The sequence below is a fragment of the Agaribacter flavus genome, from assembly GCF_042646125.1.
In the GTDB taxonomy this organism is placed as follows: domain Bacteria; phylum Pseudomonadota; class Gammaproteobacteria; order Enterobacterales; family Alteromonadaceae; genus Glaciecola; species Glaciecola flavus.
The window spans coordinates 242,254-265,314 of sequence record NZ_JBHRSW010000029.1; the positions used below are offsets into that span (position 1 = coordinate 242,254).

The following is a 23,061-nucleotide window of genomic DNA, read 5'->3' on the forward strand; positions in this document are numbered from 1 at the left end:
AACAGAGAGAGAAATGGCCGTGCTTATTCAGTTAATCAAGACTGAATGCAGAGATCCATATTCCGAAGCTAACATCGAAAAACTCAAAGATAATTTTGGGCCATCAACATCAAAAAGTACGATACAAAATGCGATGAATAAATTAAGTGAACTCGACATAATATACAAAGTGGGTCATGGTAAGTGGCATTTTAGCGATCCAGCTTTCGTTAAATATGTTTTACTGGCTAAGTAAGCTGATCTGATGGTTAAGTAGTAGTGCACATTAATATGAGTGACAATCAGTTTAAGGCATGACTATCAAATCATAAGCGCTAACAAAATCTTACCTTATTAAACAAAAGCGAACATTTCTCTATGATTTACTAAACAGCTTTTGTCTGTTGCAGATTGCAAAATATCGTCCTTACATTTAACAAAGGACGATTATGAAAACACCGACTATTCTTGCTACTTCTTTTCTGACTCTAGTGGCTTTAACAAATCAAGCGCATGGTGAAACTAACAGCACCGTATTGGATCCCAACAATCGCCATTCTATCGGCATGCAGATTGTCGGTGGCGGCTTGGAGTACAAAGGCGGCGGGTATGGCGACCATAACTTAGTGGGTGCCAGCTATATTTATTACAACTACCAACTCGCAAACAACTACTACCTTGAAGCGGGGATAATGGGCGCGGCTGACGTTGAAGGTTGGAAGTGCCATCAACAGACCGATGGCGCTTTACAGTGTAAAAACAACGACAATGAAACGCTAGGGCTAGATGCTGACGAATTTGAATTTGGCGCGATTGTTTTAGCAGTGAAGGGGAATATTGCACTATCTCAACGCAACAGCCTATATGGAAAACTGGGGGGATCTTATTACGATTATGAACTGAGCGTTCTTTCGCGTAAAACAGCCTCAGAGGATGGCCTTGGTTTTGTTGCAGAAGCTGGGTGGGAGTACCGTTGGGATAACAACATAGGGATAAACTTTGGGTTGCAATACCAAAAGGCGGGCGACATTAAAATGAAGAGTAGCCACTTTGGCGTCAGCTATCAATTTTAATGGCTTGTTTTGGATATACTCCCAGCGCTTTAGCGACAAAAGGCGGGACTTTCAAGTAAAGTCCCGCCTAGAGCTTAAAAACTGTAAGAGAACGTCAAGCGTGCTCTTCTCGGTGCACCAGGTTCAACCCATACATTCGCAAAGGAGTTGGTGTAAAAGGTCTTATCAAACAGGTTGTCAATGTCTAATCTCAAGGATGTATTGTTGGTAAAATCGACTTCACTGAATAACCTTACTGTGGTGTAGCTTGGTAAATCAAAGTCAGCACCTACCCAGCCATTTCGTTCACCTACATATAATAAGCCACCACCCACTTGCACTGACGCGCTAGCTACATCGAATTCCTTAGTGGTTTGTAAGCTTACTTGATGCTCTGGCGAGTTAATCAATGGGTCACCAGCATCAATAGTAAAGCCAAAGCCATCTGCATCAGCAAAACTGTTTAAGAACTCTGCATCCGTGTAGGCGTAGGAGAACCAAAGACTCATGCCATTCTCAAACTCAATATTGGTGTCCAACTCTAGTCCTGTACTCTCTGCTTCACCCGCTGCAATTGAGAAAAAGCCAGCGGCCATAGCTTCTGGCCTGTCATCATTGACCAAGAAGTTGCTTTGTTTTACTTGGAAGAGTGTAAGGTTAAACAAGCCCTGAACGGCATCAAACACTGAAGCAAGGTCAACTTTAACGCCCAGTTCAGTCGAGTCGGTCACGTTTGGATCAAACTGATTGCCTTGAAAGTCTTGCCCCGTTTGCTGGCGATACCCTTCGCCATAAGAAGCGTAAACGCTAGTGCCTTCGTTAACTGCATATACAAGGCCTATCTGTGGCGACACGCGAGTATCGTCTGAGGTGATAGTTGTAGCAGGTGAAGCCAAAAAGTTTGTTAAATCTTGTTCAAAGTCGTCGTAGCGCAAGCCAAGTCTCAGTTGCAGGTTTTCGCTGAGATCAAGTTGATCTTGTATATAGATACCGTAGCCGGTTAACTCTTCGTTTCGGTTTGTGTTCGCGCCTGCTGCTGGATTCAGGTTAGCAGCATACTCGGGGTTATTGATATTGAGTAAAAGGTGCGTGCTGATATCGGCATCGCTTAGCGTCGATAATTCGCCGTTAAATCTTGTGCGATAGCGGTCAATAATGAGGGTGTTGTCAAACTTGTCGTAATCAACACCGACTATCAAACGGTGACGAATGTCGCCGAGGGTAAAGTCACCAGATAATTCGCCGCGCAGTACAAGATAGTCAGAATCAAAGTCACGTGAGCGGAAGAAACGCGAAATTGTCTCCCCGTCTCTAAAATACGTTTGTCGTGAGCCAAACTGCGGTTCAAATGCATCCCCTTCCAAACTTGTTTCTCTATAGCCTAATCCACCCAAAAAGCTCCAACTATCATTAAAATCGTGCTGTACTTCTAACTGATGACCTACTACCTCGGTATCAATTGGCACAGCTTCGCCGACAAACAAATCTCGTGGAGAAAAGCCAAAGTCTTCTGAATAAACCACGCCTCTGTCAAAGGGTAACTCTTGACTGGTGTATTCTAGTTCATAAGTAACAGTGGTTTCGTCAGACACACTCCACTTAAGAGAGGGATAAAAACCTTGTTTTTGGGTTTCGACTTCGTTTTTAAAGCTTTCTGCATCATCATAAAATCCAACTAAACGATAGCCAAGTTCTTCGTTGTCACCGATTGTTCCTTGATAATCACCTTCAAAGCGAAGTTGACTCCAACTGCCGACAGTTGCCTTTACATACCCACCAGTAATAAAAGTAGGACGCTTGGTAATAAGGTTGACCGTTCCGCCAGGCTCTCCTCGGCCAAATAGAGCTGAACGTGGCCCTTTAAGCACTTCTACTGATTCTACACCGACCAAATCGCGCGGTCCACCAAAACCTCTACCAGCATTAAATCCGTTAACAAGAAATCCGCTTGGCAAGTTAATGTCACCAGCAAAGCCCCGCACAGAGAAGGCATTCCATAGCCCACCAAAGTTGTTTTGGCGAGCCACAGATGCAGACAGGTCGAGCGCGTCATTTAAATTCAGTGCGCCAACATTGCTTAACATTTCTTGATCAATAATTTGATTGGTAGCGGGTGTCTCCAACGGCGCAAAATCACCTGTATAAGCTCGTCGGTCTCCAATGACGTTTAAGATTTCTACGTCTTGTTCCTCATTCGTTTGTGCCTGTAATTGTGTTGAGGTAAAAGAAGCGCCTAAAGATAAAACAATTGCGGTAGAAAGTACTGAAGGTTTGAAAGTGTCTGTATTCATTGCTTTTTAGTGTAGGTTGGTATGAAAATTATTGTTAATTTATGTTATGTTATCACATATCTTTTGATGGTGCGGATTTTTTTAGAAGGCGATGTTCCCTTTAAGTGTAGACACTCTCAGAGCAAAGCCTAAAAGGCATGGATGCCTTTTTGGAGTCCCATGGATGGGTGGAAAACGACTTTGTTTTGAGAGTGTCTACACTTAAAGGGAATGTCGCTTTTTGAAAGTTTAATGGCGCTAGCGGAAAGTCTTACAAGCCCTAGTATTGATACCAAGGCTTGCCATTTGCTCCATTAATATACCCGACATACCAACCGCTTCCCCAGCCTGCTGCCCATAGTAAATCAGGGTTTTCTGGATCGGGTTTAGCGTCGATGATTTTGTCGCTATTGGCAAGGTGAGTATTGATTTTTTTCCAAGTGCTGCCATCGTCTAACGACAAATACAAACCTGGATTCATAAATTGCCTGTCCATCCGCATTTGGTTTCCTGCGGTTAGCAAGATGATTTTGGGGTTTACCGGTGAGGTTTCGACTTGCAACACTAGCGGTGCAGAGAAAAACTTCTGCCAGGTTTCTCCGCCGTCTTTACTGCGCCATGCCCCTCCTTCTTCATAGGCACCATCGTAAAAACCGCCAGCACTGATAAACAGCTCATGACTTTGTTTGTCGATATATATATTGTTTACACTTTTGATAGGGTCAGGAATCGCTATTCGCTGCCAAGTGTCACCTTGGTCTTCTGTTTTGTATAAGCCGCCATTTTTGTCAGCGGCAGCGGCGTATATTACATTTGGATTTTCAGGATCGATAGCAAGCCTCCTTAGACTCGCATTTTCATGGAATCCAGTATTACTCACTTTCCAATTTAAGCCACCATCTACAGACTTCATAAAACCATATCCGCCTTTTGTAGGTTCGCGTCTGGGCGCTCGGTAGATTTCTGAAAATGCATCTCGCTCGTTAACAAAAAACAGGGTGTTCGGATTTGTCGGGTCTATCAGCAAAGAGTTACTGGCTGGTAACATGCCAGGTGGGCCCTGAATAACCTTACCGTCTGCACTATTTCGTTCGCTGGATGTTTCCATTACGGTTGAAATGTTTTGCCACGATTTTCCGCCGTCGGTAGAGCGCCGCAGCTTGCCTTTATGTGCCTGACGCCAAGCCATAATATAAAGCGTATCGGGATCGTCTGGATGCACGGCCATTGTCGATATTGAATACATGCCATCCACTTGCGCTTGGCCTTCAATCTGCTTTAACGCGACTGCCTGAGGGTTGTCTAGGATTGTCATGGGAACAGTTTCCCACACACCGTGCTCTCCGCTGGTTAGTAGCCGGCGTTTGGGGATACCGGTGTCGAGCAACATAAAGCGACCGGGTAAGTCACTGTTTCCTCTTCCTATCCAAATTCCGCTACCTGGAGAGGTTTCGATATCGTCAATTTGTTGCCAAGTCTTGCCTTTATCACTCGATTTATGGGTTTGTTGGGCGATACTTAAAAAGACCTCTCCTTTAGAGTTGAACTCAAGTAGGCGATTGCCCTCTTTTTCTGCGTGGGCATCCATATAGGCTTGCACGTGCGAAAATTCTACGTTGGCATGAGAGGGGTTTTCTCTTGCGTCCCAATAGGCTTTGTCTTGATCACTAAGCCAGTATTTACCATGTCTGGCAACCACCTTCCAAGTTTGGCCGCCATCTAAGCTTTGCCATGCTTCGCCTGGCAAAAATGTTCTATCATGCTTTTTATTGTACGACACATAAATTTCATTTTTGTCCAATGGGTTGACCGCGATACGGTTAAACACCGGCAGAATGCTTTTGGGAAGTGTTGGGTATTGTTCTTTGGCTTTGTTTGAGCCAATACCTAACCAGTGACCTATTGCGCGGAAATATCGCCAGTGCTCGGCTGGGTAATTCACTTGGCTTAAGTCAAAGGCTAAGTTCCCCGTAATGTTCTGCCAGCTTTCGCCAAAGTCTGCACTGCTATATATTCCACCAGACGACTTAATAGACGAACCATCGGGGATGTAATGGGTTTGCTCTATTAAGTAAAAGATATGCTCACCGGAGCTTTCATCAAAATAGTATGTGATATCCCGTGGCGAATTATGAGGCAGACCTTCGGCTTGAGTTAGCCAGTTTTCGCCTGCGTCTTTACTGTGCATCAAACCGTAGTTTGTTAACATAACGATATGTTTGGAATTCTTGGGATTGACGATGATCTCCCCGACGTCTAGATTTTCAGGGAAATCCTTATCTATTTTTTTCCAACTACGGCCTTTGTTTTCTGATTTGAGTATATAGCCATAGTCTGCATAACTTAGGGTATTGCCATGGGGCTTTTTCATCGAGCGATGGTTTTCTTTGACATTCCAGTAGTCCCCTGCACCGACATACCAGATGCTATCATTGTTAGGATCGATAGCGATGTCACTTAAACGCATCCCAATTTGTTCGTCGTACCATCCTTTTTTGAAAGCCAGAGGATCGTAGGGATCTACGCCATACTGTTCATAAGAGGGGGATAATTCCGATAACTTGTGCCAACTTTTTCCTTGATCCAAGGATTCATAAATCCAACCATTCCAATCCAACGCGACGGCATAATTGGGATCTTGTTGGGAAAACTCAATATCGATCACTCGCTTCATCTCTTGTCCAAGCTCATCGTGATCTTGGATGCTCTGCCATGACTCACCACCATCCCATGTGCCATAGGCAACGTGCATGTCGGGCGCGATAAACATGACATCTGGATTGGTCGGGTGAGTCCAGAGTTCCTCGTTGTAACCTGACATTCCAGGCCCGATGTTTTGCCATTTAACGATTGGATCAGATTCGACACGCTCAGATTTGAGTTTTTCAAAATAAACCTGCGTTGACGAAGCGATAGTGCTGCTTTCTGCTTGTTGTTCATTTTGTTGTTTAGTACATGCAAGGAGAGCACTAACAATACAAGACACAGTAAAAAGGCGAATAAAAAGCATAAATACAACCTTAGAAAATGCGTAGCGCTGTGTTTAGGGCGGCGCTGAGCAGTGTTTGAGTTCTGGTTAATATTTAATGTTACCTTAAATTTACATGCGATTGATAACTTTTACATATAAACAGGTTTGTGTTCAGGATAGGGCAGGCATATACAGGGTAAATAGGACAGTAGTGGCTGGGCGTCAATAGAATCAAAATTTGTTTTTCATGGAAGAAAAACTAAAGTGTATACGGATATACTTGCAGCGTTTTTGATTCTATTGGCGCCCAGTCACACTGTTCTGTATACCCTGTATGAGCCCGCCGTAAAACTGAGCTTAAAGAAAACAGACAAAAGGCAACAGTCTTGAGTATACTGCAAGCAAGGTTATCAACTGGCGGGGTTTGTGATGAACCATTCATTTTGTAAGAGCCTATTTTTTCTAGCGCTTGTCTTTACTCTAGTGGCTTGTAGTGACAAAGAAGTGGGGGACGTATCTTTGGGTGTATTTACGACAAAAGATATTAAGATTGATGCATTGCAAGACCCGATAGTAACTGGCGTAACTTGCCACATATCGAGTATTGAAGCCAATCTGGATTTGTCCGACCCCTCAGATAGTTCTATTGCATGTAGGCAGGTGGGTGAGATTAGTTCTGCTATGCTAGCCGAGATTGATCAGTCTGCATCGGGTGAGGTGGTATTTAAAAAATCCAAGAGTATATTTTTCAAAAACATGAAAGTCCGTCGCATTTACGATAAAAAGCATCAAACTTTAATTTATGTTTCCTACTCCACCAAAGAAACATCAGGCAGTTACAAACACAGTTTATCGACCGTGCCTTTGTGGGGGACTGCAGCCTACACGAGCCAAAGTGAGTAAGAAAGATAATCAGCATCAAGGTATCCCGCTAGTGCAGCAATACAAAACACTATGCGAAGCAAAAACTGCTATATCAAAATGTAGGCATTGTGAGCCTGATTTGCCTTTAGGTGCAAAGCCAATATTTCAGTTACACAAAGACGCAAAAATCCTTATCGCAGGGCAAGCGCCAGGTCGAATTACGCACCAAAGTGGTATTCCATTTGATGATCCAAGTGGAAAGCGACTGCGAGAGTGGCTGCAAGTAGACGAACACAAGTTTTATGATCCGCAGAGCTTTGCTATTTTGCCTATGGCATTTTGCTATCCCGGAAAAGCTGCGTCGGGTGATGCGCCTCCCAATCCTGCCTGTGCAAATTTGTGGCGGCAGCCAGTGCTTAACCTTTTACCCAATATTGAGTTGACGCTACTAATCGGCAACTACGCTCAACAGTGGCATTGCCCAAATGAACGTGCGACTACACTAACCGAACGCGTAAAACATTGGAAAACGCAATGGCCTACACAACTCGCCTTACCTCATCCCAGCCCGCGAAATAATATTTGGCTAAAGAAAAACCCATGGTTTGAAAGCGACATCTTACCTCGTTTAAGGGCGAGAGTTCGCGAGATATTAAGTTCTGATTAAGTTCAGAATAATAACATAGCCTTGAAGCTATAAAGCCTTACATTTACTGACATCTTTTCACAATTACTCATTATTTTGTAAACGGAATGCGCGCTTGCACAACGGCATACTTAATCCACAATATTTATTGATTGGATTGAGTATGAAAAACAAACGCAAAGCAATGCTATGGACAACACTGAGCGCACTTACAGCTACTGTGCTCCTTGGATGTAACAACAAGTCTGAAGTGAGCAGCCCCAAAACTGAACCCCCTCCTGCTGAGCCAGCAAATCCAGATCTGCCACTGACTGATGGCATATGGCAATCCAAAGCTTATGGGATGATATTGGAGTTTGAGGGCGATACACATCGGCTGTATCAATTTACCTCAGATTATTGCCAACTGGGTGACTATGGTTTGGATAGTAAGGCTTTACTAGAGAGCGTTTTAGTATCCGATGACGGGAAATCAATGGAAACCAGTTTTACCGGTTTAAAAGTGCCAGGTATCGTTATGACTAAGGAAAGCTATTTACCTGACAACTGTGCACACAATTTGATCCCCAACAAAGGGCATAGCGCATACGAATACAATCCACAGCAAGAGTTTGAGATTTTTTGGCAGACTTTCAACGAACACTATGCTTTTTTCCATCTCGAAGGGGTGGATTGGGATGAAATTTATCAGCTTGCCAACAGTCATATCAGCGACAACACCTCTGAGGAAGAATTGTTCGACATATTCTCGTCAATGGTGGCACCACTGAAAGACTTTCACGTATTTTTGGAAAACGAAGTGCAAGACTTGGAATTCAGTACCGAAAGAAAGACAAGTAACGCCGATATTGCCTTAGCTGAATATTTAGAAATCAACCAACTGCACCCTCCTTTGTCTTTTGAGGAAATCTTGGCATTTGAAGCATATTTGCAAGATGCTGAAGATCTCTCGTTTGATATCATTCAAAGCTATTTTGCCGCCGACACCGATGTAAAGGTTAACGACTCTGATACCATGGTTTGGGCAATGCTTGAAAACAATATTGCCTATCTTAATCTTTCAACGATGGATATCGCTGAAATCGCCGAAGATGGAAACACAATTGCGGAAAATCGCAAGATTTTCGATAAAATCCTTGATGAACTAGTAGAAGATCTAAAAGACGCGAAAGGCATAATAATCGATCTGCGCTACAATCAAGGTGGCGATGATTTTGTCGGGCAAATGATTGCTCAACGCTTTTTTTCTGCGCGCAGTCACTTTTACAGTAAACAAGCCCGCTTGGGCGAAGGTCGCACGCCTCTGCAAACTGTGTATGTCGAGCCAAAAGGCGAGACCATACTGGATAAACCAACGGTGGTACTAACGAGCAGTAGTACAGCAAGTGCAGCAGAAACTTTTGCTTTGGGGATGCGCGAACATAGTAAGGTGGTGCTTATTGGTGAAGCAACGGCGGGTGGGCTATCTGATACTTTACCCAAATCCTTGCCTCACGGTATGACTTACACCTTGTCAAACGAATTTTACTTGTCAGCAGAGGGCGTGTCATACGAAGGCGAGGGTGTGCCGGTGGATATTGAGCAAGCATTTTTTCGTCGCGCACAGCTAGACGCGGGTATCGACGGCGGCATAGAAAAAGCACGCGAATGGATAATGGCACAATAAGTTTACACCTATTTTCGCTAAGTCATTAATTTTAATATCTAATTTGCCTCTATCCGTGCAATCGTGTACCTTAGACCAAAGTTGAGTTATATAGAGAACGTTCGATTTTGTTTGTTGTGTAATTATTGAACAAATTTCGAACAAGCTTTAATTGGTTGCGCGGATAGTAGATGACAGAAAGGGGACAAGACCCAACAGGTACCAGTAGCCGAGATTTAGTCGCGCAAATTCAAGCGGGTAACCGCGCCGCAGAAGAAACACTCGTACTAAAATACTGGAAAAGCCTTTATTTCATTATCAATCGCAAAGCTAATGCGCCTGACTTATCGGCTGATCTTGTTCAAGACACCCTACTTACCGTCATCGAAAAAGCCAGAAAGGGTGAAATCGAAAATGCCGATGCGCTTGCTAGCTTTATCCGGCAGACAGGCATGAATTTATTACTGGCTCACTACCGCAAAGAAGCACGACGCAAAACAGACACCCAAGAAGACAATGAGCTGCCTTTCCCCGACTTGAGCCCAAACGTCGAACACAAACTCCAGCACGACGAGCTGGTTTGCCTAGTCAACAGCGTAATTGACGAAATGCCGACGCCACGAGACAAAGATATACTGTTTCGCTATTATTTACATGGTCAAAGCAAAGACTTGGTATGCGAAGAATTATCATTGTCGAGCATGCATTTTGACCGCGTGTTGTTTCGTGCACGAACGCGACTTAAAGAAATAATAGCTAAAAAGCTAAAAGTAGAGCCCCGCGCACTAAAGCTCGCCAAGTTATTAGCCATAATTAGTTTTTGTATTGGTTTGGCGCAATATATCGATTTTACTGATGCAGTTGATGGGGTGGCATCAAAATTTGTCAATCAAGTGGGAGTTTTTGCAGACACACGACACTATGTAAGTCATCAATCTGCAAACAAAGGTTTTATATACCGCACCTCTCCCGTGGTGTTTAAACGAGATTATTAATGTCTAAAATGAGCCGTGAACAAATCGAACAAAACAATATCGCCATGCGGTATTTGCGTAAACAGCTCAGTGCAGATGACGAGGCAGAATTTGAAGCGTATTTGCTGGAACACCCAGAACTGATCGAATCACTGGAAGTAGATGCCGTCTTCACTAAACATATTCAAGCCACACAACAAGTTGTAAACCTAAAAGAGCATCGTCTAAAGAAGATGTTCGCCAGCCACGCGCTGACTGCATTCGGAAGTGCAGCCGCGTGTGCTTTGTTTTTTCTTACCGTTCAACCAAGCCCAGAGGACACGTTTGATTACGCCGCGGGTAGCTTGCAAGAAATCGTGTTCGAAGGTGACTACCGAAATTTTGGTGTAACGCAAGAAAAATCAAAGAACACCGCGAATGTGACTACAATGAGTGATTTTGTGGTGTTAAAAATGCCCGTGTCAGCAGATTTTGATATTCAAAATCAGGCGTATGTGGTGATCACACAAGCCGATTCCGATGAAGAGCTAGTGCGAGTCGAAAATTTGCAAGTGTCTGAATTTGGTGACGTCGCGCTCGTCCTGCCTTACGCCTTTGCCCAAAGAAAAAATTTGCAGATTAAGTTATATAATCGCGAAACTAACACCTTAGACGCAGAGTTTAGTTTAAACACTCAAGTGCAATGAGTTTGACGATACTGATTGGGTGTAAGTCCAGTTGTCGATTTAAACGCACGCGTGAATGGTCCCAGCGAAGCAAAGCCACTTTCCAAACCTACCACCAGAACCGACCATTTTTCTTTATCCGGATCAGACAAAATGGATTTTGCGTGTTCAATTCGTAAGGCATTGACGTAACTATTAAAATTCTTTGCCTGAAGATCATAACGCAGGGCGCGACTGATTTTGTACTCTGAAACTTGAAGTGCTCCTGCTAGATCCGCCACTTTTAAATTGCTGGTTAAAAAGCCTTGCTGTTCAATAAGTAATGCTCGAATTTTGTTCGCCAGCGCTATGTCACCAAGCTGTCTATTTGAGGGATGCGCGGTATTAACAGAGGACGGGGGTTGTGGTGCTTGACACCACAGCAGTAGAGCCTGTGTAGTACACAACATAAACAGAGTAACTAAAGCTAGCGTGTTTTCTATTACATGTGTATCGGAGGCGTATATTACTTGTACCGTTTTACATATCGCCACTGCCATGAAAAATGCCGATACATAAACGATGCGTTGCGCTTTTTGCAGCTTGTTTAAGGTATTGAAAGCCCTTAAGCCCTCCCAAATAGACGCGATCAAAACACACGACGATAGCATGACAATGAGTTCGCTTAAAATACCATTTACAAAGGAGCTTGATGACTGGCTAAACATCAATTGGCTATTCGCAAAAAGATACCCTTGTTTGAACATTATTAACATCGCCAACGAGATGGCAAAGGCAAGGTGATGAACCCCGAAGGCTTGTCCTTGCCTAAACAAGGCGCGAGAAAACAACCAATACACATTGCAAGTGGCGCAAGCCGCAATGCCTACCAGATACTGATAGTCACCTATTGACTGGTCGGTGATTTTTTTTACCGCAGAAAAAGCAACGGAGCCGCAAAAAATAGCAAAGAGAATATGAACGCTACGTTTTTTAGAAACCAATAGCTGCGCAATCATAAGCGCAATTGCTACGATTAGCACTCCTTTCTGTACAGTGTCATTGTCAAACATATAGGCGCAGATACATCGGCTTTCTACCATATTTGGTATCCTAATTTTTGCTACCCCACATGCACAAGCCGATATTTGAAACAAAATGTAAGCATCGATATTTTTAGTATGCCGATTTTCAAAATCAGCACGATTTCTAGAGGCACACGCGACATGATAAAGCCAAATCATCACAACAAATGTAGGGAGTCGTAGCTTTGTCTAGCCATTTTTTTTCGCATACTTCAAGTGTCAGCCCATCAGCAAATACATATCTGAAAATCGCCGCTATATCATGGGGTGCGGTTGCGTTGATGGGGCAGTGGGCTTTTGCCGTCTATATATTAACGATATACGTGATTGCCCAATATCGGGGACTAGATATTAGCGTGTTCTCACCGGGACAAGGTGCAGAAAACACCTCAGGGTTTAGCGGTTTTGTATTTTTTCTGCATATCCTGCCTGCAATAATCATGGCCGTGTCGGTTATTTTTCAATTGCTTCCGAACATTCGACGACGCTACCCATTATTGCATCGTTGGAACGGACGTTTGTTTTTTGTTCTTGGCGTATCAGGCGCAATCACTGGCTTGTATTTAACTTGGGGAGCGGGTCTGCGCTTTTCTGACATTGGTGCAATTGGGATAAGCGTAAACGGAGTACTAATTTTGATTGCGATAGGCTTTGCTTGGCATACTGCACGTCACAAACGCTATGCAGAACACATGCGTTGGGCGGTGCATAGTTTTATTCTGGTCAACGCTGTATGGACGTTTCGCTTATATTTAACTGCGTGGTTTATGGTAAATCAGGGTAGCAATGGCAATTCTCCTAACCTAGATGGACCTGTCGACATATTTATTTCTTTTGCTTGCTACCTCTTGCCTATGGCGATAGTCGAACTATATTTTTGGGCGAAACGCAGCAAACAAATGCATGCCATGCTAATCGCTGCTGCAGCATTGAGCATGGGGACACTCATCACTTTACTTGGCGTAATATCGGCAACGCTAATGATGTGGATGCCAAGAATAAACCGCGTCATCGAGGCCATTTCGTAAAGCGATATTCTCTTTAATGGCTTGATACTCACAAAACAAAGCCATTGAACGAGACAAAGCCTTTCGTAACTAAAAGTGCGCATGCTGCTGGACGTCCAAAGACGACAAAGTACGATAAATTTCAATACTTTATTTTACAAAAAAGCATCGACATTACTGATTAAGTCGACTAGATTATGAGCAAAGGTGTAAACCACACCTCGCCACTGTTTGGGTTAATTTGTAATAAGGGAAGTCAATTAATGCCAGTTCGATCTCGATGCTTTTACGAGCTAAAGAATAGTGAAGAAAACCGCTTGTCGGCAGACACCATTGCTGCATTAGCAGAGACTATGGTGGTCAGTACGCATCGAAATGGAAACACACCCTCGGGGACAACCTATTTAGGGCAGTTTTTAGCTCACGAAATGCTGCCAAGTAGCGGGGAACACCACCATCGTGTTGCGCCCTACTTTACGCTCAGGAGTTTGTATGGTGCCGACGAGCGCGTAAGTGACGATCTATTTGATGAACAAGGCTGCTTTAAGATTGGCTATCTTCGCCACGGTGAGCGAGTCGATTATGACCTGCCTCGCGATGATGTCACAGGCGAAGCACTTATCGCCGAGCCTAGAAATGACGAAAACCACATCATTTCGCAACTACACCTAACATGGATGCGCTTGCATAATCTATGCGTACAAACACTCATTCAGCAAGAGCAAGACAGCGCGCGAGAAACACTTATTGAGCAAGCCAGAAATGCAGTTGGCTGTATTGTGACGCATATTACTATTAATGAGTTTTTGGGCAATATTACCCACAGAGAGGTCTTTGAAGAGTATAAAAACAATAATTTTAATACTTTTTTACTCAACGACAGCACATTAACAGAAGCCCCGCCTTTGTTTCAGCACGCGGTATTGCGCTTTGGTCACAGCCTTGTGCGGGATCGCTATGCACTTAATGAAGACACAAACGATGCGGAGTTGTCTACCCTACTAAACCAACCAGAGTACGATGAGTTTGGCAATTGGCTACCCATGCCTAAGGCATATCAAGTTGAATGGTCAAAGTTGTTTGAATTTCAGGGTGCCGGAAAGTTTGACACGACAATTTCCAGCGGCATGACCAGTGTGCCGCGGCGGCATGGCTTTATTAACATGGTGCAGCACAACCTCAATCTCGGCAATCATCTACTCTTGCCTTCGGCTGAGCAGCTCGTGGTTGGCCTAAAAGCAGACATAGGCAACCCTCGTTTACAAGCGCTTTTGAGCATTAACCCCTTTTCAGTGCCCGAAAAATTCTCTAAGCTAGGCATAACCACCAAAAATATGCCCTTGTGGTTAGCCATTTTATTAGAAGGCAGTCGCCACGAAGACTTCGACCCAAGCAGCGGGAAAAGTCGTGGCACGGGCAATAAACTAGGTTCGCTTGGTAGTATCATTTTGTTGGAAGTGGCACTCAATGCCATCAACAATTCGAGTCGAGCATCAGACTATAAGTTTACCAACAATCAAAGTCTCATCGAGCGTATTGGCAATCAGCCTTTAGCGAGTATGGACTTAACTTTTAGTGATATTGACAAATTGATAACTACATGAGGATTCAATCATGCTGCAAACTGCACAAACACTTAAGGCGTTAAAGTCATTCGAAAATCACGGATTCACCAATGAAGACATTGACATGGGAATAACTGGCAGTGATTTACTCGCGTATCACCCCGTACCTGCAGACGGCTTTACCTTTGAGGTAGAAGCTAAAGTCGATGCTCAAGCCAACCCTCCCCACCTTAAACTCAGCCTAAGTGGTGATTGGTCGAAAGAAGTGCGCCTGTCGCTCGAAGAATTAAAGTTCTTTTTAAGCAAAGACGATACAGGAGCAGACTGTTTAGTGGCTTCCCCCGACTCGCCTGTTAAGTTTAGAGGTTGGCAACTCAATCAGGTAATGATTGAAAAAGAATACCTCGATGCGAAAAAGTCTGTTGCTAAAGAGGGCGAGTTTAGAGGAGTTGTATCTTGGAAAAAAGATGGAATCTCAGATATTTTTGCAAAGACCAGTTGGCTTTGGAAACGGTAGTCAATAATTGAGTTTTGAGGTTACTAGATCAAGGAGCATCAACACTTTTTGTTAAGCAAGCGAACTTTTAAACAATAGACATAGGAAAAGGATCATGGAAAAAAGAACCACAATTGAACTGCTCAAAGTATTTGAAAATTATGGACCCACCAATGAAGACGTGGATATGGGTATCACGGGTGAAGATCTGGTGGCGTATCACCCTATTCCTACAGGTGGCATGAGCTATTTTGTGGAATCAAAAATTAACCCCGAGGTGTATCCTCCGCATCTTACGCTAAAATTGAGCGGCGATTGGTCTAAGGAAGTGCGCTTGTCATTGGAGTCCTTGGTATTTAACCTTGTCAGACGCAAAGAAGAGCGCGATAATTTCCTGATAGCTATTCCACAAGAGCCAATCATTTTTAGAGGCTGGCAACTCGATCAATTTGTGATTGAGAGGGAATACGCCGATGCGAAAGATCCAGAATCAAAAATTACGGGTTTCTGGGGCGTCGTGTCTTGGAGTAAGGATGATGAGTCAATGACGACAGCTACTACTCGGTGGCGTTGGATTTGATCGATTTTAAGTTGTTAATGAACTACTAATGTATGGGTGATATTTGACTGTATTAAACCGTATTATTTGGTTTGCAATTTGTTGTTTTTTTATTGGGGAAGTGTTCGCATCTATAAATGGATATTCAAAAATAGTATTGCCAAAAAAAATACTAAATAAGGACAATGATTTTGAGCAAGTATTAATGCTTAAGTCCTACACTGAAGATGTTAGTGTTGCATTAACCATAGAGGGTCGTTTTGTTCATGAGCAAAACGGTCCTTTGTTATTAGTTTTTCCTGAATATCTAGTTATCCCAAATGGGACAAAAGAATCGGATATTGGTGTTTGGGTAAAACAAACATACCAATCAAAGTCAAATGGCAATATTAGTGTGGAAAGTATTGACGTTGATTCCCAAGCAGATGTCTATATCTACCGGAGCTTATCTAAGGCCGCACAGCTTTGGAAGACAGGTATAGTATCTAATCGGCATGATGCAGTTTTTCTCCTCGAACAGGTCTATTCCGAGTACCCTCAGACTGAAGTCTTATTCTATTTAGTAGCTTGTTTATTGGAAGAAGAGAAATATAAACGAGCAAAATCTATACTGAACTCCAAACCTTTAACAAGATTAAATGATAACTACGCAATGTTTTTGCGTTTAAAAGCAGAACTTGCTTTTCGTCAACAAGATTTTTTAAACGCTGGTATTTTATTTGCTGAATACGGTGCTTTGTTGTCATCTCTTCCTGAACACCAACTAAATTTGGCTAGAGTGAATGCTATTATAGCTTTTAACAAAGCAATCGAAGCTAGAATAAACAAGGCTGGAAACATACCTGTAGATACAAAAATTAGATTGGAAGAATCATTGAGCGTAATTGAGGCGTTTGGGAATAATCGTTTGATGGCGGAAGTTCTTAACTTTCTGGCTCCTTACTATATTTTGAGTTCCGAGTACTTACGAGCTATCGAGGTCTATGAGTTGGCTCTTTCCTATTCAAACTCAGCTGGCGATCATACGGGGGCATTGAATGTCAGGAATAATTTAGGTAAAGCATATAGAGAAGCTTGGCGCATTTCAGAAGCTCAAGATGTGTTGAGAAATGGGTTAATTGAAGTCGAGGCTGAGAAAGCTACAGGCATTTCTTTTTCTCTTATTTTTAACTTGGCTATGACATATTACTACACGGGGGATCAAGGCTCTGCACTGAGATATTTTTATAGTTCAGTTGAGAAGAGTGAACAGTTAGGCTTAGCTTATGATTACTACGTGGCAAAAAGGTTTTATTCGATTTCTTTATCTGATAATGGCAATTACTCAGAAGCGTTGAAGATTTTGCATAGCGTTAAGCGTTTTTATAGAGAAAAACGCTCAAATAGTGTTGGGGTAATACATTCTGATCTAAGCAACATTCACTGGCACCTTAACCAACAAGATAAAGCACTAGACTATGCCAATCTAGCGCTTGATTCTTTGCACATAATTAAGGGAGAAGAAGAACGTTTTCGCGCCGAGATAAATATTTTTCAGGCGTATTTGGTAGACAAGGAAAGTGCTCGTTTACGTGAACGCATTCACTCAATCGAAAGCAATATCGACAACCTAGCAAAATACCCGAATCAGTTTATGCGTTACGCTAAATTGCGCGCTAAAGTCCAAGGTAAAGCGAGTGACCATGCCGATATTAATCGTGTGTTTAATCGTGCTTTGCATATTGCTGAATCCATTCAAGCCAGTCTAGACGAGCATACCAATGGACCTTTTTGGGCGATTAAAACCAATAAGCTTGTTAACGCTTATATCGACTATTTACTTACCAGCAAAGACAAGGGCTTTGGTGAAAACACTCCAAACAGCACGCAACAAAGCGAGGCGATGATCGCTAATATTTTGGGCTTAACTGAGCGCTTTCAGGCAACCAATTTTAGGTACAGAAGGCAGGACGAAACAAACGAGGCAGTGCTCAATAATAGCAATCGATTGTGGCGAGATTACATCGATAAACAAAAAGCCTTAGTTATGCTCGACGATGCAAGTGAAGCGGCACGCACTCAGGCACAATTGGACATTGCCAAGGAGCAGTTGTTTTCTGCTTATTTAAATAAGCCTAAGCAAAGTTTGGTCAATAGCGCACTCTCGCTCAGTGATATTCAAAAAGAATTATCGCCAGACGAAATGGTATTGCGCTACAAAGAAACCGATAATTTTTATCTTGTGATGAGTATTAGCCAAGACAGTAGTAAGCTTGATTACCTTGAAAAAACACCCGAGCGTCTTGCCTCGATTGCGGCCTTGGCGTCGTCTGAAGCGCATGACAGCTCAATGACGGATGTGTTTAAAGGATTATCTTGGCTGATCCCGTCTGCGCTGCGCGAAAACCCGCACATAAGCTCTATTTTACTTGTGGCAGATGGCTCTTTACATAAAATTCCGTTTTCAGCGATTGACTTAAATACGCATATTCAGCGCCCTTATTCTCCCATGGTCAGTGCCTACGACTTGAGTTATACCTATTCGATTTCGGAATACTTGAAGGCGCGAGAGCCGGCCGACACGCACGATAGCGCACAGGCGATCAGTTTTGCCTTGTTTGCCGATCCGGTGTTTAGCCCATTTGAGGAGCTTGAAGCAGGTGAAAATGAGGCAACGCGTATGATGACGGCAGCGGAGAGTTTACGCAGTTGGGGCGGCGAGCTTGAAAGTTTACCTTGGACGCGACAAGAAATTCGCGACATTCAATCACTGTATCCCGATGCGCAAATCAGTATTGCAACGGGTGAAGAGGCCACCAACGAAACCTTGCTTTCTGAGCAGTTTCGTTCGGCAACCGTTCTGCACATTGCCACGCATGGGTACTTTTCGGAGGCTCACCCCGATATTGTCGGTTTGGCGACCTCTGCTAATGTAGATGACAACACGCAACAACCCGGGTTTTTAACCCTGTCAGAATTGCTCAGCCATGAATTTTCGTCGCAACTGGTTGTTGTCAGTGGCTGCGAAACTAACAAAGGTCGCTTAATTGCGTCTGAAGGGTTTAGCGGTTTAGCCAATGGTTTGTTAAGTCGCGGTGCAGGTGGGGTAATCAGCACCTTGTGGAAGGTGCCAGACAAACCCACTGCGTATTTTATGAAGCACTTTTATCAAGCCCTAAAAAGCCACAATGGCAATATTTCTAAGGCACTACAAAGCGCTAAGATCAAGTTTATCAGCAGTCGTCGCTACAACGAACCTAAATATTGGGCAGGGTTTATTTATACCGCCGCCGCCAAGTCACAGCGTACAATCAACTTGCGCCCTGCTCGTTGAACACAAAGCGCGTTGAAAAGTTGAAAACAAGGCTCACTGAATTACGGCTTGGCTTGAACAAACTCCACCGCGCTAATATTTGCTGTGCGCTTGTCGTTTGCGACCTCAGCTAAGCTGATTACTAAGTACAAGTCGTCTTTCTCGTTGACTGCTTCTGTAAAACTTAATTCTGTGTACACAAGGGCATCTACTTTGCTTGCTGCGTATTGCGTACTCGCCTTTGCGATTGTGATTCCCTCTGGGCTACCTTGATGTAGCGTAAACACGGCGCCGTTGGGTAGCCAATGGCGATATTTTTGTTCAACTCTTAGGCCAGCAACATCGCGTAAGTCGAGTTTGCCCAAGGGGAGGACTGCGCGCTGGCCTGAGCTTACGATGGTCTTGTCTTTGCCACCAAGGTATTTGCTGCCTGATGCGCCGCTCTTGTTGTTTTTGAGCACGGCTGCTGGGATTTTGGGTGAAGCGAGGGTGTAGGTGGCTTTTTCAGTAATACTTGATAGCCCTTCTGCGCCTGTGTCACTGTAACTTGCGAGTAATTGATAACTTGCCTGTGTTTCACCCGCAGTTAATACACCGTTTAGTGGAAGGCTTGGTTCTTTGGATTTCAACTGCATAATAAACTGCGCCAAGGATGAGCGGATATCTTCTGCCAAAAAATCATGCGCAGGCATTTGGTGTTGTCCCCATTTTCCTGTGCTGCCAGCCGCAATACTTGTTACCAAATAAGCGATAGGATCATCGAGCGCTTTGTACTTGTCAGCAATGGCTTGAAAGGCGGGGCCAACCGACTGGGCTTGCTCTTGGTGACAGCCAATACATAAATGTTTTTTGGCGAGCGCACGGCCGGGACCTAAGGGATCGCTAGCGGCTAGGTGTCCAACTGCTTGCGCTTTGGTTTTGGTGCCCACTTTAGCAAAGCGAATATCAACACGTTCAAAGGCTTCGCTAGTTTGGCTTATCTCGCCATCTTCATTATCACTTATGCTCACCCTGTAGTTGCGGTTTTCGTTTGGCCAAATAAAGCTCTGATTACCTTCAACTGCTATATTGATTTGAGGGGGAGCGTTGCCTACTTCCACTACCTGCGTCGTAGCGTTGCTTAGACCATCACCATCTGTCACGCGAAGCTCAATCGCGTATTTACCCTTGTTCGCAAAGGTAAATATTGCCGTATTTCCTGTGGCTTGGTCGATGACTGCGCCCGAAAAATCGGCGTCTTCTGGGTTTTGTTGTGCTTTAAGAGCCACGGCCTTCCAAGTGTAGGTGAGTGGATCATTGTCTGGGTCGGTACTTTGCTTTGCGTTTAATTCAACCGATAGGGGTGCTAATCCATGACGCGTTTGGGTATCTATTTTAGCAAGTGGCGCGCGATTGCCATTGCCTGTGTATACGATTCTAGATAGTCGGGCATCGGCGTTACGTGTATGCCATTTTGAACCGTACTCCAGCACGTAAAGCTGACCTTGGTGACTAAATTTTAGGTCAATAGGTGCTGCGAACTCGGCGTCAGAAGCGAAGTCTTCGATTTTATAAATATCGCCTGTGTCATCGCTAAACACGACTTTGACCCAGCGTCGCATAAAATCGCCGATAAACAATCCGCCTTCATAATACTCTGGCAGTGCATCCGTATGCGCAACATGGCGATATACACCGGCAACTAGGGCGTTGCGGGAACCCGCGCCTAATTCAGGAAAAATCTCAGATTGGCTGTAGGGGTACCAGATGTAAGCCGGCTGTGCTTGCGGCAAAACCTCAAGCCCGGTATTTCGTGGTGAGGTATTTATCGGTTTAAGCGGGTTGTTCCATTCACCTGATACGCCGGTGGCGTAGTCATACTGACGGTATGCTTTATTGTTGGCAATAAACAGGGGCCAACCAAAGTTGCCCGCCTGCTGAACTTTGTTGATTTCGTCATAACCTTTGGGGCCACGCTGTAAATTGGCAGCTTTACTATCGGGACCGACGTCACCGTAATATAGCGTTTGCTCTTTTTCGTCAAAGGCAATGGTGTAGGGGTTTCGGGTACCCATTACGTAAATCTCTGGACGCCCTTCAGACGCATCACTAAACAAGTTACCAGCTGGAATGGTGTAGCCGCCCTCTGCGTTGGGGGTAATGCGTAAAATTTTTCCTCGTAAATCTTGTGTGTTTGCTGAGGCGCGATAGGCATCGTGGGCTTCGCGTCCCTCTCTGAAATCGGCAGGTCCTACTCCTGCAGACTTAAACGGGTTTGTGTTGTCCCCCGTGGCAATAAACAAATTGCCTTTGGCATCAAATTCCATATTTCCACCAGTGTGGCAACAGGTGTCTGTATTCGCAAAATCCAATAGCGTAACTTGAGTAGATAAATCAATCTTGCCTTCGACTAGGGTGTAGCGAGATACGCGTTGCAAAGGGCCTGCGCCCTCTATTGGTGACGCAGTGTTATACATCAAGTAAACATGTTTATTGCTAGTAAAACTAGGGTCGAGCGCGACGGCGACTAAACCAAATTCACCAAAGCCCTCTGCCGAAAACACGTCAATATCGCCGATTTCCTTGCTTGTCTGAGTCGCCAGATCAACCCACCAAACCTTACCTTTGCGCTCGATAAAAATGGCAGCACTGCCATCTTGGGTGATATCCAAACTCAAAGGCTCATTCAGATTGTCTAACAAGACCTCTTTCACAAAGCGGTTTGGCTCTGGTCGCGACCGGCGATAATCGCGTATGTTATCGCCTATCGCATACTTAATGCCGCCCAAGATGTGCTTAACGTAGTCTGGATTATTGTAGTGATGTTCGCGATGCCCCAAACCAGAGTAAAAAGACTGCCCACCATCAAAGTCCTGATACCAAGATATCGGCAAATAGGCATCTGGTGAATTACTTGTGCCTTCATTCAAAAAATCACTGCGATTGTATGTATTTGGGTCTATCAGCAGCAGGTCATTGCGCAGTGGTGAAAGGTGGCTAAACTCTAACCATTGGTCGGCAAGACTGATTTTGTTGCTGATGTGCGCAGTGGCAGGGTGAGACTGATTGACGACTTTTACAGCCGCTTGTTGAACATTGGATGGAATTGTCGCATGTTGCTTATAACTGGCGCCCAGTAGGCGTCGATACCAAAACCAATCGCCATCTTGTTCCGTTTGGCTTGCGCCATGGATTCCCACAAATCCACCGCCCGCTTGGATGTAACGCTCCATTGCAATCTGTTGTGCCGGATTGAGTATGTCGCCACTGGTGTTTAAGAAAACCAAAGCAGAATAAGTTTGTAGGGTATTGTCGTTAAACAGCGAGGCGTCGTTTGAAATCGTGCTCGTTATCCCATTTTTGTCTAATACCGACGACAAGGCTTTTGCACTTGCAGTGATAGAAGCCTCGCTCACGAGGGTATCGCCTTCAACTTTGGTAAAGATCAACAGGTGTTGAGCTGCATTGTTGTCACTTGGCGTTTTGTTAGTACTGACTTGCGTGTTGTCAGCCTTGCATGCAGCTAATCCAAATAAGACGAATGCGACACAAGCATAGCGGCATTTTCTCAACAAGTTCATCGGCAACTACCTTACTTCATATTGGCTGTGTCTTTTCTATCTGGCACTAGTCGTGTGATGAGTTGGCAGCAATAGATAAACACGGCTTTTAGTAAAATCAAAAACGTAGACAGGCATAGTACGAAAGCAAAAATCACTGTCAATGGTGTTTAACAACAAATTTACATCGTATGTGCCGAGAAGCCTTTACATGCTTGGCTTTGGGCTGAGCTTATGAGATTTGGGATCAACTTTGATTTTTTTCTTGTGGTTTTTCATATGGCGGGTGTTGGTATTAATTTGCCCACGACCAGCGCGTAAATGCAATACGCCAGTATTCAAGCCGAGTAAAGGCTGGTAAGCTTTAGCGGCTGTTTTATGAGGTTTGCCCTCATAACAATTAAAACGGTATTGGCAGGCAGTGTGTAAGGGATCAGCCAAGCGCAGTTGCAAATACCAAAATCAAAAGATAG

The 23,061-nt window shown here is 44.1% G+C and carries 17 protein-coding genes; 12 read left to right on the forward strand and 5 right to left on the reverse strand.

Annotated features, from left to right (window positions below):
- The first annotated feature begins 13 nt into the window (after window positions 1-13).
- Together ACFOHL_RS14100 and ACFOHL_RS14105 are read left to right on the forward strand one after the other, a co-directional pair.
- A complete protein-coding gene (locus tag ACFOHL_RS14100; protein ID WP_376920875.1) occupies window positions 14-235 on the forward strand; it encodes a hypothetical protein in 222 nt (73 codons plus the stop codon).
- Window positions 236-428: 193 nt separating this feature from the next.
- Window positions 429-1,052, forward strand: a complete 624-nt coding sequence (locus ACFOHL_RS14105) for an outer membrane beta-barrel protein (protein ID WP_376920876.1) — start codon at window positions 429-431, stop codon at window positions 1,050-1,052.
- A gap of 74 nt (window positions 1,053-1,126) precedes the next feature.
- Here the strand turns inward: ACFOHL_RS14105 and ACFOHL_RS14110 are convergent, their stop codons facing one another.
- The gene (locus ACFOHL_RS14110; RefSeq protein WP_376920877.1) at window positions 1,127-3,322 is read right to left on the reverse strand and encodes a TonB-dependent siderophore receptor; all 2,196 of its coding nucleotides are present in this window, start codon (window positions 3,320-3,322) and stop codon (window positions 1,127-1,129) included.
- Between the two features lie 259 nt (window positions 3,323-3,581).
- A complete protein-coding gene (locus ACFOHL_RS14115; RefSeq protein ID WP_376920878.1) occupies window positions 3,582-6,311 on the reverse strand; it encodes a VPS10 domain-containing protein in 2,730 nt (909 codons plus the stop codon).
- Window positions 6,312-6,701: 390 nt separating this feature from the next.
- On the opposite strand from ACFOHL_RS14115, the gene ACFOHL_RS14120 reads away from it, so the two are divergent.
- The 5 genes from ACFOHL_RS14120 (at window position 6,702) to ACFOHL_RS14140 (ending at window position 11,087) form a co-directional block, all read left to right on the forward strand.
- On the forward strand, window positions 6,702-7,175 hold the full coding sequence (locus tag ACFOHL_RS14120) for a CreA family protein (RefSeq protein WP_376920879.1): 474 nt from the start codon (window positions 6,702-6,704) through the stop codon (window positions 7,173-7,175).
- A gap of 31 nt (window positions 7,176-7,206) precedes the next feature.
- Window positions 7,207-7,803 (forward strand): uracil-DNA glycosylase family protein, encoded by a 597-nt coding sequence (locus tag ACFOHL_RS14125; protein WP_376920935.1) that lies wholly within the window; start codon window positions 7,207-7,209, stop codon window positions 7,801-7,803.
- Window positions 7,804-7,945: 142 nt separating this feature from the next.
- Window positions 7,946-9,448 (forward strand): S41 family peptidase, encoded by a 1,503-nt coding sequence (locus ACFOHL_RS14130; RefSeq protein WP_376920880.1) that lies wholly within the window; start codon window positions 7,946-7,948, stop codon window positions 9,446-9,448.
- Window positions 9,449-9,618: 170 nt separating this feature from the next.
- Window positions 9,619-10,422, forward strand: coding sequence for an RNA polymerase sigma factor (locus tag ACFOHL_RS14135; protein WP_376920881.1), 804 nt, complete (start codon window positions 9,619-9,621; stop codon window positions 10,420-10,422).
- Complete coding sequence (locus ACFOHL_RS14140) at window positions 10,422-11,087, forward strand: hypothetical protein (protein WP_376920882.1); 666 nt, start codon at window positions 10,422-10,424, stop codon at window positions 11,085-11,087. The genes ACFOHL_RS14135 and ACFOHL_RS14140 overlap by 1 nt, the downstream gene beginning before the upstream one ends.
- On the opposite strand, the gene ACFOHL_RS14145 is transcribed toward ACFOHL_RS14140, so the two are convergent.
- Window positions 11,075-12,064 (reverse strand): helix-turn-helix transcriptional regulator, encoded by a 990-nt coding sequence (locus tag ACFOHL_RS14145; protein ID WP_376920883.1) that lies wholly within the window; start codon window positions 12,062-12,064, stop codon window positions 11,075-11,077. The genes ACFOHL_RS14140 and ACFOHL_RS14145 overlap by 13 nt on opposite strands.
- Before the next feature lie 251 nt (window positions 12,065-12,315).
- On the opposite strand from ACFOHL_RS14145, the gene ACFOHL_RS14150 reads away from it, so the two are divergent.
- The 5 genes from ACFOHL_RS14150 to ACFOHL_RS14170 all read left to right on the forward strand — a co-directional run bounded on the left by ACFOHL_RS14150 (window position 12,316) and on the right by ACFOHL_RS14170 (window position 19,070).
- Window positions 12,316-13,158, forward strand: coding sequence for a DUF2306 domain-containing protein (locus tag ACFOHL_RS14150; RefSeq protein ID WP_376920884.1), 843 nt, complete (start codon window positions 12,316-12,318; stop codon window positions 13,156-13,158).
- Window positions 13,159-13,400: 242 nt separating this feature from the next.
- Window positions 13,401-14,741: a peroxidase family protein gene (locus ACFOHL_RS14155; protein WP_376920885.1), complete on the forward strand. Its 1,341-nt coding sequence runs from the start codon at window positions 13,401-13,403 to the stop codon at window positions 14,739-14,741.
- Window positions 14,742-14,751: 10 nt separating this feature from the next.
- The gene (locus tag ACFOHL_RS14160; protein WP_376920886.1) at window positions 14,752-15,219 is read left to right on the forward strand and encodes a hypothetical protein; all 468 of its coding nucleotides are present in this window, start codon (window positions 14,752-14,754) and stop codon (window positions 15,217-15,219) included.
- Window positions 15,220-15,313: 94 nt separating this feature from the next.
- Window positions 15,314-15,778 (forward strand): hypothetical protein, encoded by a 465-nt coding sequence (locus ACFOHL_RS14165; RefSeq protein WP_376920887.1) that lies wholly within the window; start codon window positions 15,314-15,316, stop codon window positions 15,776-15,778.
- A 184-nt stretch (window positions 15,779-15,962) separates the two neighbouring features.
- Complete coding sequence (locus tag ACFOHL_RS14170; protein WP_376920888.1) at window positions 15,963-19,070, forward strand: CHAT domain-containing tetratricopeptide repeat protein; 3,108 nt, start codon at window positions 15,963-15,965, stop codon at window positions 19,068-19,070.
- A gap of 41 nt (window positions 19,071-19,111) precedes the next feature.
- On the opposite strand, the gene ACFOHL_RS14175 is transcribed toward ACFOHL_RS14170, so the two are convergent.
- Together ACFOHL_RS14175 and ACFOHL_RS14180 are read right to left on the reverse strand one after the other, a co-directional pair.
- On the reverse strand, window positions 19,112-22,609 hold the full coding sequence (locus tag ACFOHL_RS14175) for a ThuA domain-containing protein (RefSeq protein WP_376920889.1): 3,498 nt from the start codon (window positions 22,607-22,609) through the stop codon (window positions 19,112-19,114).
- A 186-nt stretch (window positions 22,610-22,795) separates the two neighbouring features.
- On the reverse strand, window positions 22,796-23,029 hold the full coding sequence (locus tag ACFOHL_RS14180) for a hypothetical protein (protein WP_376920890.1): 234 nt from the start codon (window positions 23,027-23,029) through the stop codon (window positions 22,796-22,798).
- Window positions 23,030-23,061: the final 32 nt, after the last annotated feature.

What these genes read in the sequence shown, in the direction of transcription:
- ACFOHL_RS14140 (WP_376920882.1), top strand. Translation starts at nt 10,422, where the DNA reads ATGTCTAAAATGAGCCGTGAACAAATCGAACAAAACAATATCGCCATG.
- ACFOHL_RS14170 (WP_376920888.1), top strand. Translation starts at nt 15,963, where the DNA reads ATGCTTAAGTCCTACACTGAAGATGTTAGTGTTGCATTAACCATAGAG.
- ACFOHL_RS14175 (WP_376920889.1), bottom strand. Translation starts at nt 22,609, where the DNA reads ATGAACTTGTTGAGAAAATGCCGCTATGCTTGTGTCGCATTCGTCTTA.
- ACFOHL_RS14155 (WP_376920885.1), top strand. Translation starts at nt 13,401, where the DNA reads ATGCCAGTTCGATCTCGATGCTTTTACGAGCTAAAGAATAGTGAAGAA.
- ACFOHL_RS14145 (WP_376920883.1), bottom strand. Translation starts at nt 12,064, where the DNA reads ATGATTGCGCAGCTATTGGTTTCTAAAAAACGTAGCGTTCATATTCTC.
- ACFOHL_RS14100 (WP_376920875.1), top strand. Translation starts at nt 14, where the DNA reads ATGGCCGTGCTTATTCAGTTAATCAAGACTGAATGCAGAGATCCATAT.
- ACFOHL_RS14160 (WP_376920886.1), top strand. Translation starts at nt 14,752, where the DNA reads ATGCTGCAAACTGCACAAACACTTAAGGCGTTAAAGTCATTCGAAAAT.
- ACFOHL_RS14120 (WP_376920879.1), top strand. Translation starts at nt 6,702, where the DNA reads ATGAACCATTCATTTTGTAAGAGCCTATTTTTTCTAGCGCTTGTCTTT.
- ACFOHL_RS14105 (WP_376920876.1), top strand. Translation starts at nt 429, where the DNA reads ATGAAAACACCGACTATTCTTGCTACTTCTTTTCTGACTCTAGTGGCT.
- ACFOHL_RS14135 (WP_376920881.1), top strand. Translation starts at nt 9,619, where the DNA reads ATGACAGAAAGGGGACAAGACCCAACAGGTACCAGTAGCCGAGATTTA.
- ACFOHL_RS14110 (WP_376920877.1), bottom strand. Translation starts at nt 3,322, where the DNA reads ATGAATACAGACACTTTCAAACCTTCAGTACTTTCTACCGCAATTGTT.
- ACFOHL_RS14115 (WP_376920878.1), bottom strand. Translation starts at nt 6,311, where the DNA reads ATGCTTTTTATTCGCCTTTTTACTGTGTCTTGTATTGTTAGTGCTCTC.
- ACFOHL_RS14165 (WP_376920887.1), top strand. Translation starts at nt 15,314, where the DNA reads ATGGAAAAAAGAACCACAATTGAACTGCTCAAAGTATTTGAAAATTAT.
- ACFOHL_RS14130 (WP_376920880.1), top strand. Translation starts at nt 7,946, where the DNA reads ATGAAAAACAAACGCAAAGCAATGCTATGGACAACACTGAGCGCACTT.